11 protein-coding genes are annotated in these 12,542 nt (G+C 73.0%); 5 read left to right on the top strand and 6 right to left on the bottom strand.

Annotated features, from left to right (window positions below; translation table 11 throughout):
* Positions 1-75: 75 nt before the first annotated feature.
* Complete coding sequence (xerD, locus tag Actob_RS33010; protein WP_284922419.1) at positions 76-990, bottom strand: site-specific tyrosine recombinase XerD; 915 nt, start codon at positions 988-990, stop codon at positions 76-78.
* Positions 987-2,102, bottom strand: a complete 1,116-nt coding sequence (ald, locus tag Actob_RS33015) for an alanine dehydrogenase (RefSeq protein WP_284915791.1) — start codon at positions 2,100-2,102, stop codon at positions 987-989. Before ald ends, xerD begins: the two co-directional genes overlap by 4 nt.
* A gap of 75 nt (positions 2,103-2,177) precedes the next feature.
* Here ald and Actob_RS33020 point away from each other — a divergent pair, with 75 nt between their 5' ends.
* The gene (locus Actob_RS33020) at positions 2,178-3,386 is read left to right on the top strand and encodes a barstar family protein (RefSeq protein WP_284915792.1); all 1,209 of its coding nucleotides are present in this window, start codon (positions 2,178-2,180) and stop codon (positions 3,384-3,386) included.
* Positions 3,387-3,517: 131 nt separating this feature from the next.
* Here the strand turns inward: Actob_RS33020 and Actob_RS33025 are convergent, their stop codons facing one another.
* Positions 3,518-5,041 carry a cellulose binding domain-containing protein gene (locus Actob_RS33025; protein WP_284915793.1) on the bottom strand — a complete coding sequence of 508 codons (1,524 nt, stop codon included), beginning with the start codon at positions 5,039-5,041 and terminating at the stop codon, positions 3,518-3,520.
* 74 nt (positions 5,042-5,115) lie between these two features.
* On the bottom strand, positions 5,116-5,928 hold the full coding sequence (locus Actob_RS33030) for an NmrA family NAD(P)-binding protein (RefSeq protein WP_284915794.1): 813 nt from the start codon (positions 5,926-5,928) through the stop codon (positions 5,116-5,118).
* Positions 5,929-6,018: 90 nt separating this feature from the next.
* On the opposite strand from Actob_RS33030, the gene Actob_RS33035 reads away from it, so the two are divergent.
* Positions 6,019-6,399 (top strand): winged helix-turn-helix transcriptional regulator, encoded by a 381-nt coding sequence (locus Actob_RS33035; protein ID WP_284915795.1) that lies wholly within the window; start codon positions 6,019-6,021, stop codon positions 6,397-6,399.
* Here Actob_RS33035 and Actob_RS33040 read toward each other — a convergent pair.
* Positions 6,369-6,785, bottom strand: a complete 417-nt coding sequence (locus Actob_RS33040; RefSeq protein WP_284915797.1) for a VOC family protein — start codon at positions 6,783-6,785, stop codon at positions 6,369-6,371. The genes Actob_RS33035 and Actob_RS33040 overlap by 31 nt on opposite strands.
* Positions 6,786-6,849: 64 nt before the next feature.
* Between Actob_RS33040 and Actob_RS33045 the strand changes: the two genes are divergently transcribed.
* Positions 6,850-7,827 carry an NAD(P)-dependent alcohol dehydrogenase gene (locus Actob_RS33045; RefSeq protein WP_284915798.1) on the top strand — a complete coding sequence of 326 codons (978 nt, stop codon included), beginning with the start codon at positions 6,850-6,852 and terminating at the stop codon, positions 7,825-7,827.
* A gap of 873 nt (positions 7,828-8,700) precedes the next feature.
* Here the strand turns inward: Actob_RS33045 and Actob_RS33050 are convergent.
* On the bottom strand, positions 8,701-9,954 hold the full coding sequence (locus Actob_RS33050) for an MFS transporter (protein WP_284915799.1): 1,254 nt from the start codon (positions 9,952-9,954) through the stop codon (positions 8,701-8,703).
* Positions 9,955-10,095: 141 nt separating this feature from the next.
* On the opposite strand from Actob_RS33050, the gene Actob_RS33055 reads away from it, so the two are divergent.
* The gene (locus Actob_RS33055) at positions 10,096-11,055 is read left to right on the top strand and encodes a HEAT repeat domain-containing protein (RefSeq protein ID WP_284915800.1); all 960 of its coding nucleotides are present in this window, start codon (positions 10,096-10,098) and stop codon (positions 11,053-11,055) included.
* Positions 11,056-11,145: 90 nt separating this feature from the next.
* Positions 11,146-12,537: an alpha/beta hydrolase gene (locus tag Actob_RS33060; RefSeq protein WP_284915801.1), complete on the top strand. Its 1,392-nt coding sequence runs from the start codon at positions 11,146-11,148 to the stop codon at positions 12,535-12,537.
* The last annotated feature ends 5 nt before the right edge of the window (positions 12,538-12,542 follow it).

Consider the following 12,542-nt stretch of genomic DNA (forward strand, 5'->3'; position numbering starts at 1 on the left):
GCCCGACTGTACGCCACGCGAGCCGCCCCATCGGGGTCAGCCGTTCGGCGTGTCGCACCTATGGGTGCGTAGCTTCTAACGAGCGCGAGGGTGAGAGGTCGCGTAGACCTCCCGCAAGCGTTCGACGGTCACCAGGGTATACACCTGCGTCGTGGTGACCGAGGCGTGTCCCAGCAGTTCCTGAACGACGCGCACATCGGCGCCGCCGTCGAGCAGATGTGTGGCGTAGGAATGGCGCAGGGTGTGCGGGCTCACCGCGTACGGGCCGTCGACCGGGAGGCCGGCCGCGGTGGCGCAGCGGTGCAGCACGGTCCAGGCGCTCTGCCGGGAGAGCCGGCCGCCGCGGGCGTTCAGGAAGACCGCCGGGGTGCCCCGACCGGCGTCGGCCAGCGTGGGGCGGGCCCGGACGAGATAGGCCTGCAGCGCGTTCTTGGCGTAGCCGCCGACCGGGACGAGCCGGGTGCGCCCGCCCTTGCCGCGCAGGACCGCCGCGTTGTCGTTGGTCAGATCGAGGTCGTCGATGTCCGCGCCGACCGCCTCGGAGATCCGCGCCCCGGTGCCGTAGAGGAACTCCAGCAGGGCCCGGTCGCGCAGCCCCAGCGGGGTGTCGGCGGCCGGCACCGCGAGCAGCCGGTTCACCTGGTCGACGTCGAGGGCCTTGGGCAGGCGTTTCGGCGGGGCCGGCGGGTGCACGCCGGCGGCCACGTCGTGCCCGACCAGGCGTTCGCGGACCGCGAACCGGTGCAGGCCACGGACCGCGCTGATCGCCCGCGCCGCCGACGACGAGGCCAGCCCGCCCTCCCGGAGCGTCGCCAGGTGCCTGGTGACGTCGGCCGGGCGGACCTGGTCGAGATCCTCGATGCCGGCGGCGGTCAGCTGCTCGGCGTACCGGTGCAGGTCGCGGCGGTAGGAGGCGAGCGTGTTGCGGGACAGTCCGCGCTCCACGCCGAGGTGGTCGAGGTATGCCGCGATCGCCCGGTCGGGAGTCAGCTCAGCACCTCCGTGAGCGGTGTGGTCGCCATGCCGTGCGCCTCGGCCACCGGGCCGTAGACCACGTGACCGTCGTGGGTGTTCAGGCCGGCCGCGAGCGCCGGATCGCGCCGCAGGGCGTCGCGCCAGCCACGGTTGGCCAGTTCCAGAGCGTACGGGAGGGTCACGTTGGTCAGTGCGTAGGTGCTGGTGTGCGGCACCGCCCCGGGCATGTTCGCCACGCAGTAGAACATCGAGCCGTGCACCCGGTAGGTCGGCTCGTCGTGCGTGGTCGGCCGGGACGCCTCGAAACACCCGCCCTGGTCGATCGAGATGTCGACCAGCACGCTGCCCGGCTTCATCCGTTCCACCAGGTCGTTGGAGATCAGCGTGGGCGCCTTCGCGCCCGGGACCAGGACCGCGCCGACGACCAGGTCCGCGTCGAGGACGGCGCGTTCGATCTCGTACGCGTTGGAGGCGATCGTCTGCAGATGGCCCCGGTAGTCGGCGTCGGCGGCGCGCAACCGGGCGATGTTGCGGTCCAGCAGCATCACCTCGGCCTGCATCCCGAGCGCTATCGCCGCCGCGTTCATCCCGGACACGCCGGCGCCGATCACCACCACCTTGGCCGCGTAGACGCCGGGCACCCCGCCCATCAGCACCCCGCGGCCGCCGCCCTGCCGCATCAGGTGGTACGCGCCGACCTGCGGGGCGAGCCGCCCGGCCACCTCGGACATCGGGGCGAGCAGCGGCAGCGACCGGTCCGGCAGTTCCACCGTCTCGTACGCGATCCCGGTCACCCCCCGGTCGATCAGCGCGTCGGTGCACTCCTTGGACGCCGCCAGGTGCAGGTAGGTGAAGAGCACCTGGCCCGGCCGCATCCGGTGGTACTCGCTGGCCACCGGCTCCTTGACCTTGAGGATCAGCTCGCCCTGCTCCCACACCGCGTCGGCGTCCGGCAGGATCGTGGCGCCGGCGTCCCGGTAGTCGGCGTCGGTGATCGACGAGCCGAGCCCGGCGGCGCTCTGCACGAACACCTCGTGCCCGGCCCGGCTGAACTCGAACACCCCGGCCGGGGTGATCGCCACCCGGAACTCGTTGTTCTTGACCTCGCTGGGAATACCTACCTTCACCGTGATTACCCCCTCTATCCGGCACGCTACCCACTCGGTATCCCCGCAAGAGAGACTTACCGGTACGGTCGCCCGATGAGTGGCGGCTTTCCCTGGCTTCTCGTCGACCAGAACATCGACGACGGCGACGCGGTGGTGGCGGCCTGCGCCGACATCGACGGTCTCTTCGCCGACCCCGCGGAGCCGCCGGTCGAGAGATACACGCTGCTGGGCTGCGCGCCGGCCGGCCGGCTGCGCGCGGCGTGCGACGGCTACGGCCCCGCCTGGCTGGGCAATATCGGTCTCGAAACTATCCACAGGCCCGATTCGAAGCACCCTCGCGAGTGCTGGGAGTGCACCGAGGAACTGCTCGACCTGACAGTGGTGTCGGCCCACCCGGCCGGTTTCGGAGTGTTCGACGTGGTCCTGGAGGGCCGTCTGCGGATCGACCCGGAGCAGCGCAAGCGGCGGCGCGGGCCGGACCGGGCACCGGAGGCCGACGGGTACGTGCTGACCGGCATCACCGGCGAGGGCGAGGAGAAGTTCGGCACCTGCCAGGACGTGTCCGGGGTGTTCCGGCCGAGGCCCGAGCCGCTGCCGAAACCGGCGACGCTGATCGGCTGCCGGCCCGAGCCGCGGCTGCGACGGGCCATCGAGGCACAGCAGCGGGGCGCCGCCCGGCACCGCCGGATGATCATCGCGTCGATCTACAGCGTGGCCGACGACGGGACCGCCACGCACATGCTGGACAGTGGACTGGGCGCCGAGGTGGCCGGGACACGCCCGTCGGTGCTGGGCGACGGCCTGGTCGACGTGACGTTCGAGAGCTCGTACGGGGATGCGATCAAAGGCGGTCGCCCCACCGGCGCCCGGGAGATCTGGGAGCTGTGGCGGCGCGGGCGGCCGGAGAAACCGGGGCTGTGGGCCGGGTTCCCGTCGGCGCTGCGCCACGAGTGGGCCGGCGCGGCACTCGCCCATCACCGGCCGGCGCCCGACAAGCGGTCCGGCCGGACGTACCACCTGGACGGCCGGCACATCACCGACGAGGACGGGTTCTACTGCGCGATCGGCGAGGCGATCAACGGGCCGGGCGGCTACTTCGGGTGGAACGCCGGGGCGCTGCACGACTGCCTGCTCGGCGACTGGGGCGCGTCGCCCGGGTTCCGGCTGATCTGGCACGACGCGGACGTGGCGCGGCGGCACCTGGTGCCGGGGTACGACCGGCGGGACTGGTGCCCGGCGGTGACCATGGACCACCTGCTGGCCTGGCTGGCCGAGGACGGCGTCGAGGTCGAGCTGCGCTGACGTGTCCGGCACCGGGAGGCGGGGATCCGCCGGCTTCTCGCGAGGTGCGCCGGTGACCGCACCATGGCACAGCCGTGAGAACCGGCCGCGGGGGTGCCGTCTCCCCCGCGGCCGGTCGCTTCTCCCCCTACCTAGTTGGACACCTTCGCCAGCCGGTCCTTGAGGCCCTGGCCGAACGCGGTGGCCGTCCCGTTGTGGTTGCTGATCAGCGACGGCCCGGTCGAGCAGTCCCAGGTGTTCCAGGTCCAGCCGAGGTAGCCGACCCTGTTCGCGTCGGCCCAGTCCATCAGGCCGTCGATGAAGCCGTGCGCGCAGTCGTTCTCGCCGATCTCGCTGAGCGTGAGCGGCACCTGCGCGGCCACCGGGGCCAGCTGGCTGTTCCAGCAGCTGGTGTTCGCGCAGGAGTTGAAGTTGTAGATGTGCGCGAACGCGGCCAGGTTGTTCAGCGGGTCACTCGGCTTGTAGGTCAGCCACTGGCTCAGGTCGTTCGAGTAGGCCAGGCCGCCGATCAGGATGACGTTGGTGGCGCCGGTGGCCCGGACCGTGTTCACCAGGCTCTGGAAGCCGGCCACCTGGTAACCGATGCCGGCGCAGGTGCCGCCGTCGCGCCAGCACTTCCAGCCGCTGGTGGCGTCGCCGGTGGCCCGCTCCGGGTACGGCTCGTTGAACAGGTCGAGGACCACCGCGTCGTTGCCCTTGAACGCGGTGGCCACGCCGGTCCAGAACGCCGGGGCGTACTGGGCGTCGGGCATCGGCTTCTGGCAGGTGGCCTTGACGTCGGAGCAGCCGGACGAGGTGCCGGTGTACAGGCCGTAGTTCCAGTGCATCTCGACGATCGGCGTGATGCCGTTCTGGACCAGCAGGTTCACGTAGTTCTTGACGGCGGTCTGGTAGGTGGCGCCGCCGTACCCGGCCGGGACGTCCGGGGTGCCCAGCCAGCATTCCTCGTTGAGCGGCACCCGGACGGTACGGATCTTCCAGGACCGCATGGCGTCGATCGAGGACTGGTCCATCGGGCCGTCCCAGATGCCGTTGCCCTGGATGCAGGCGAACTCGCCGCCGGAACGGTTGACGCCGTAGAGCCGGTGCTCGGCGCCGGCGCCGGTGACGAACTTGTTGCCGCTCACCTTGAGGGCGGGAGCGGCGCCGGTGGGCGACGGCGGGCTGGTGGACGGGCTGACCGACGGACTGACCGACGGGCTGGTGGACGGGCTGATCGACGGGCTGGTGGACGGCGTCACCACGCCGCCGGTGCAGGCCACGCCGTTCACCGTGAAGGCGGTGGGTACCGGGTTGCCGCCGGTCCAGGTGCCGGTGAAGCCGAGGCCGACCGAGGCACCGGTGCCGAGCGAGCCGTTCCAGCCCATGCTCGCGGCGGTGACGTGCGCGCCGGACTGGCTCCAGGTGGCGCTCCAGCCCTGGGTCACCTTCTGCCCGGGATCCGGGAAGTCGAAGCCCAGGGACCAGGAGCTGAGCGGGTCGCCGAGGTTCTTGACGGTGACGTCGCCCTGGAAGCCGCCCGGCCACGAGCTGGCGATCTTGTAGGTGACGGCGCAGCCGGCGCCCGCCGCGGACGCCGGGGGCAGCGCCGCGACCAGCGTGCCCGCGGTGACCAGGGCGCCGGCCGCGAGCAACGCCAACGTACGGATCTTCATGGGGATGCCGATCTATCATGGGGACGTGTTGGGAGCGCTCCCATTGTGTCGATCCGCAACATCGCTGTAAAGACTTACCGGAACGCGTGCCCGTTGCGGTCCAGCCAGTCCGCGAACCCGCGGGCCGGCCGCCCCAGCACGCGCTCGACGTCCGGGCTGATCCGCAGCTCCGCCGGGATCGGCGAGCCGAGAATCCGCAGGGTGCCATCGGCCACCGGCGCCGGCATGAAGGTCAGCATCTGCTCGCGGGCCTCCTCCGGCGTCTGCTCGGTGAACGTCACCGGCTCGCCCAGCATCCGGGCGATCTCCGCGGCCCGCTGCCGCGGCGTGCTCAGCTCCGGCCCGGTCAGCTCGTAGACGCGCCCGGCGTGCGCCGGATCGCGCAGCGCCGCCGCTGCCACGCCGGCGATGTCCGCCGGGTCGACCAGCGGCAGCCCGACGTCGCCGAACGGGGCGGCCACCGCCCGGTGCGCCCGGACCGGCTCGGCCCAGGCGAACGTGTTGGACATGAACCCGCCCGGCCGCAGCACCGTCCAGTCCATGCCGGACTCGCGCACGGTGCGCTCCCACTCCCGCAACGGCGCGTGCGACGCCGCGTCCGGCCGGGTACCGGCGGCCTGCGAGGAGAGCAGCACCACCCGCCGCACCCCGCCGGCCTTCACCACGTCCACGATCGCCGGGCCGTCCAGGTGCGCGCCCGCCCCCGAGACCAGCAGGAAGAACGCCTCGGCGCCGGCCACCACCGGGCGCAGGCTCTCCGGATCGGCCAGGTCGGCGCGCCACCGCGCGGCGTTGCGGGACACCGCCCGCACCTCGGCGCCGGCTTCGGTCAAGGCCGCCACCAGCGGAGTTCCGACGTTGCCGGTCGCACCCGTCACCACGTACATGTCGACTCCCTCACGGGTCCGTTGTGGACCACTCGGGACGTACGCTAATTTCCTGATGACAGTAGGTACCTAGAGGAAAGTAATGGGTTTGTGAGGAGCACCACGAGAACCGGGCCCGAGCAGGCCTGCCCGATCGCGCCGGTGGTCGACATCGTGTTCAGCAGGTGGACGACGCCGATCCTCTGGGCGCTGCACGAGTTCGGCAGGCAGCGGTTCGTCGAGCTGGAGCGCCGGCTGCCCAGCATCACGCCCAAGGTGCTCACCCAGCGGCTGCGCCAGCTGGAGCGCGACGGGCTGCTGACCCGCACGTACCACCCGGAGGTCCCGCCCCGGGTGGAGTACGAGATCAGCGACCTGGGCCGCAGCCTGTCCCCGGTCTTCGCCCAGCTGGCCACCTGGGCCGGCGACCACCTGGGCGACGTGGCGACCGCGCGCGAGGCCTACGACGCGACGAAGACGCAGAACATGTGACCGGCCGGGTCGGCGTAAACCCGCAGCGGCTCCTCCGGGTCGTCACTGCGGTCGAACCGCAGCGTGGCGCCCAGGCTCAGGGCCCGCTCGTGCTGCCGGTTCAGCTCCTCGACCGACGGCACCGAGGTGTCCAGGTGCATCTGCTGCGGGACCGCCTGGTCCGGCCAGGTGGTCGGCTTCAGGTCCGGCTCCTGCTGGAACGCCAGCCGCACCCCGCCGTCCCCGACCAGCACCAGCCAGTCACGGCCCTTCTCGTCGTCCTCGCCCGGTGCCGGCGGCTCGTCGCCGGGCCGGTACGTCATCCCGAGCAGGCGCCGATAGAACTCGGCGAGCCCGCGCGCATCCGGAGTGTCCAGCACTATCGATCGCAGTCGCGGAAAACCCATGGCCCCCTTCTACCCCGGCCCGGCCGGATGACGCCGGTTGCGAGCCGTCCATACCGTCGGCCACATGAGAGCTGTCCTTCAGGACGTCTACGGCGATGCCGGCGTGCTCCAGGTTCGCGACGTCGACCGCCCCGTACCCAAGCCCGGTGAGGTGCTCGTCCGGGTGGTCGCGGCCGGGGTCGACCCCGGCGTGTGGCACATGATGACCGGCCGGCCGTGGGCGATGCGCCCGGTCACCGGCATCCGCACCCCGAAAATCCAGATCCGCGGCCGGGACCTGGCCGGCGTCGTCGAGGCCGTCGGCAGCGACGGCACCGGCTTCCACCCCGGCGACGAGGTCTACGGCACCACCTCGACCGGCTCGTTCGCCGAGTTCGCCACCGCGTCCGCCGACCGGCTCGCCGCCAAACCGGCGAACCTCTCCTTCGAGCAGGCAGCCGTCGTCCCGGTCTCCGGCACCACGGCGCTGCAGGCGATCCGGGACACCGCGCGGGTCCGGGCCGGCCAGCGGGTCCTGGTGGTCGGCGCCGGCGGTGGCATCGGCAGCTTCGCGGTCCAGCTCGCCTTCGCGGCCGGCGCCGACGTCACCGGCGTCTGCAGCGCCGGCAAGGCGGAGCTGGTCCGCTCGTTCGGCGCCACCGACGTGCTCGACTACCGCACCGAGGAGGTGGACGCCCGCGGCCCGGTCTTCGACGTGATCATCGACATCGCCGGCAACCGCCCGCTGTCCCTGCTGCGCCGCGCCCTCACCCCGCGCGGCACCCTGGTCCTGATCGGCGGCGAGGCGCGCGGCACCGCCCTGCTCGGCGGGATGAGCCGCCCGTGGATCGCCGCCCCGCTCAACTCCCTGGTCAGCCGCCAGCGCCTGGTCGGCATGATCACCAAGGAGAACGCCGACGACCTGCGCGCCCTAGCCGAACTCCTGGAGAACGGGACACTCCGCGCGGCAGTGGAGCGCGCCTTCCCGCTGTCCCACGCGGCGGACGCCATCCGGCTGATCGGTTCCGGCCACAGCCGCGGCAAGCTGGTGATCACCGTCTGACCCGCCACCCCGCACGGTCCGCCGACAAGCTGCTGGTCACCGTCCGACCCCGCACGGTCCGCCGGCAAGCTGCTGGTCACCGTCTGACCCCGCCACCCCGCACGGTCCGTCGATCCGCGACGGTCCGCTCCGGCTTGCGGTCACCGCTTTCCGGTACGCCCGAAGCACCCGCCCGCCCCTCGCTCTCCCGCCCTGCCCGACGCCTCGCCCGGCGCCCGCCCCGGCTGGCACTCACGGCCCTATCCCGGCCCCCGACACCACCACCACAACCAGCCCAGCACCACCGGCTGGCACCCACGACCCCATCCCAGCCCCCGACACCACCACCACAACCAGCCCAGCACCACCGACTGGCACCCACGACCCCATCCCAGCCCCCGACACCACCACCACAACCAGCCCAGCACCACCGGCTGGCACCCATGGCCCTCTCCCTGGTCCGGACAGGCCCATGAGGATCAGCCGGGCGGTGTGCGGCGGGACAGGCCGCGGTGACCGAGGCGGGCGTACCGGAAATGTCGGACGGGATCGGTAAGTGGGCCACGGACCGCAAGCCGTTGCGTATCAGGTATGACCAGGTCATGCAGGGGCGGCAAGGGGCGGCCGAGACCGCGACCAGCGGCCCCCCGGCCTGGCAACCAGACCGCGACCAACCACGGACCGCAAACGGCGGCCGCAACCGCGACCAGCAGTCCCCCGGCCTGGCAACCAGACCGCAACCAATCACGGACCACAACCGGCGGCCGCAACCGCGACCAGCAGCCCCCGGCCTGGCAACCAAACCGCAACGGGCGGCCGCGACCGTGACCACACCGCGGACCGCGCCGGGTAGTGACCGGGCCCGGCGAGACGACGGTGCGGGACGAGACGGTGTCAGGGGCTGGCGACCGGAGCCGGATCGCGGGCGGTGGCGGTGACCCAGGCGAGCACCGGCCGCACCCCGATCCCGCAGCCGGCGAAGAGGCCGGCGATGACCCACCAGCCCCACCCGCCGGTCTGGATGGCCAGGTAGGTCAGGCCGGCCGGACCCAGCATCCGCCCGAGGCCCTGCACGGACTTGTCGAGGCCGATGTACACCCCGCGCTGGGCGGCCGGCGGGATCTCCGTCTGGACGAACCACTGGGCGGCGGAGACCCAGAGTTCGGCACCGGTGAAGAGGGCGACGATCAGGGTCAGCAGGGCGATGGTGAGCCAGCCGTGGGTACGGCCGGTGAGGGCGGCGAGGGGGCTGCCGACGGCGGCGGCCCAGGCGGCCCAGCGGGCCAGGCGGATGACGCCGGGCAGGGTGTCGGCACCCCGGGTGGCGCGGACCTGCAGGGTGACGGCCAGGACGGTGTTCAGGGCGACCAGGCCGCCGAGGACCGGCTTCGGCACGTCGGTGAAGGTGATCGCCCAGAGCGGCAGGACCTCGGCCCAGACGAGGCTGTGCAGCCACAGGACACCGAAGAGCAGGGACATCGCGGCGTACGGGCGGTCGCGCAGGACGGTCCACGGACTGGGGTGCCCGGCGTCGCCGGTGGTCGGCCCGGCCGGGGTGGCGGGTGGCATCCGGAGCACCGCCACGCCGTTGAGGCCGATGCCGGCGGCCGCGGTGTACACCAGGACGAGCAGGCCGGCGCGGGAGTCGAGGGCGAGGGCAGCGGCGCCCAGCCCGGCGCCGACGGTCCAGCCGGCGTTGAGGTAGGCGCGACTGAACGCCATCGCCCGGACCCGGGACTCGGCCGGAAGCGCGGCGGCCATGTAGACCACCCGGCCCGCGGTGGCCAGCGTGTCGGCCGTCGTCTGCACGCAGATCACCAGCAGGAACAGCCAGAAGGTGCGGGCCAGTGGGTAGGTGGCGAAGGCGGCCGCCTGCACCAGCGCGCCGGTCGCCCAGGCGCGTTGCCCGCCGATCCGGTCGGCGAGGTGGCCGAACGGCATCGAGCCGAGCACGGCGAGCAGCCCGCCGAGGGAGAGGCCGATGCCGATCTGTACCGGGGTGAGGCCGACGTACCGGGTGAAGAAGACCACACTGCCGGTCAGGAAGGTGCCGATGCCGAGGCCCCACAGGGCGTTCTGGAAGGACATCTTCCGCGGCAGGCCGGGCGGCGGCAGGATCTTCTGGAGCGGAGCCGGTAAATCGATCATCGTGGGACATCGGATCATTTACCGGTGGGAAACCACAAGGTCATATCCTCGCGGCGAGGATCACCCCCGGCGGGGCGGCGCGGCGGCCCGGGACCGGTGTATCCGGCCGTTCCGTCATATCCGCCTTGTACCTTCATTCCTGTGTTGGACGATCTTGCAGCAGTGGACTGGGCGGCGCTGACCCACCGGCACGGCCCGGCGGCGGACGTGCCCGATCTGCTGCGGGCGGTCGCCGAGGGTGACTCCGACGCGCTCGACGCCCTGGAGGAGGACCTGGTCTGTGCCGCCGACGGGGTCTACCCGGCCACCACCCAGGCGGTGCCGTTCCTGATCCGGATCCTGGACGTGGCGGCCGCCGAGACCGGGGCGGTGCTCGGGACGCTGTCCCGGATGCTGAGCGGCGGCCGGCACGCGCACGAGCCGGACGCCGCGCCGGCCACCCGGGCCGCCGTCGTCGCCGGCCTGCCCAGCTACCTGCGACTGCTCGCCGCGCACCCGGACGAGCAGGTGCGCAGCGCCGCGGCGTACCTGATCGGCGAGCTCGGCCCGGACGTGGCCGGCGGCGCGTCGGCGACGCTGCGGCAGGCCTCCGTGGTGGACCGCGCCGAGGTGGTCCGGGCCGCTGCCGTGCGGGCGCTCGCCAGTCGGGGGGAGACCGCCGACGACCGGCTCGCCGACCCGTCGCCGATGGTCCGGCTGGTCGCCGCGATGGCGCTGTCCGGCGCGGACCCGGCCGCGCCGCTGCCCGGCCCGGTGGTGCAGATCCTGGAGCGGGACGCGCTTGCCGCGCGCGACGTGATCGCGCGCACGCAGGATGCCGACCGGCCGCTCACCTGGGTGCTGGAGGAGCTGGCCCCCCGCTACGACCTGCAGGTCCGGTTGGTCACCGGGTGGCTGCGGCACCCGTCGGCGGAGGTCCGCCGGGCGGCCGGGTCGGCGGTGTCCACGCCGTTGCGGGCCTGGCCACCGGCCGCGGCCCTGCTGGCCGGCCCGCTCGCCGAGGCGCTCGACGACCCGGACGAGCAGGTCCGCGCGGAGGCAGCGGACCGGCTGGCGTCGGCCGGCGCGGCAGCCGGACTGACGGCCGAGCCCTCCCCGTAGGGGATCAGATGGGTCCGATTCCGGATATGTCGGTGGCCACGGCGACGAAACGATGTATCGGCCACCGTCGCTGAGCCCCGAGGAGGCGTCATGCGCCTGGTCCCGCTCATCACCGCCGTGCTGGTCGCGGCGGCACCGGCAGTCGCGCACGCCGAGCCCGCCCGGCCGGCCCTGGACTGGGGCGAGTGCACCGAGGTCATCCCGGACATCACGCCTGACAAGTCGGTCACCTGCGGATGGCTGACGCTGCCGGTGGACTGGGCGCGCCCGCACGGGGCGACGTTCCGGATGGCGGTGGCCAAGCGGGCCGCGCCGGATCCGGAGCGCCGGGTGGGAACGCTGGTGTTCGGGCCGGGCGGGCCGGGGGACTCGGGCGTCTACCGGGTCCGGCAGGGCACCCGGTTCAGCCCGGAGCAGCTGGCCCGGTTCGACATCGTGAGCTTCGACCCGCGTACCGTCGCCCGGTCGGCCGCCCCCACCTGCGCGCCGGAAGCGGACCGCCCACCGGTGATCCTCAGCGGTCAGGCCGCCTTCGACCGGGCGGTAGCGACCAACCGCGCCTACTGGGCGCGGTGCCGGGCGAGCAGCCCGGCCTTCGGCAACGCGGACTCGGTGACCGTCGCGCGGGACCTGGACGCGCTGCGCCGGGCGCTGGGCGAGCCGCGGCTGACCTTCCACGGCAGCTCCTACGGCACGCTGCTGGGCCAGATGTACGCCGAGCGGTTCCCCGGCCGGGTGCGCGCCATCGTGCTGGAGAGCCCGTTCGACCACGATCTGCCGCTGACCGAGTTCGTCCGGTCCGAGGCGGCCGCCTCGCAGGACGCCTTCGACCAGTTCGTGGCCTGGTGCGACCGGGTCACCACGGCCGAGTGCGTGCTGCACGGCACCGACATCCGAGCCACCTGGCACGCGATCCTCGAGCGCGCCGGCAACGACGGTTACCGGCCGCTGACCACGTTCGAGATCGCGGCCTTCCCGATGGCGCTGACCCCGCAGTGGCCCCGGCTGGCCGACCTGATCAGCAAGCTCGCCGGGGGCTACGTGCCGCCGCGGCCGCCACTGGACGTGGCGCCCGGGGTGTTCTGCGCGGACTTCCCGGCGAACGTGCGGGATTTCCGGGCGTACCGAAAATTGGTGGAGATCGCGGCGAAGGCCGCGCCGGACGTGCCCTACGGCGCCGGGATGCTCGCGATCCGGACCTGTCTGGGCTGGCCGCGGCCGCTGGCGAATCCGCCGCACCGGCTGAGCGTGCGCACCCGCACCCCGCTGCTGGTGTTCGACGCGGTGCACGACCCGCGGACGCCCTACGGGTGGGCCCGGCACGTGACGGCCGAGCTCGGCACCAGCGGGCGGCTGGTCACCTACCTGGGCGCCGGGCACGGGCAGTACCGGGCGACCGCGTGCACCACCGCCGTGATCGACAGGTACCTGATCGACCTGACGGTCCCGCCGCCGGGCACCACGTGCCCGGCGGCGGACTGAAACCG

Origin of the sequence: Actinoplanes oblitus (assembly GCF_030252345.1) — a bacterium.
In the GTDB taxonomy this organism is placed as follows: Bacteria; Actinomycetota; Actinomycetes; order Mycobacteriales; family Micromonosporaceae; genus Actinoplanes; species Actinoplanes oblitus.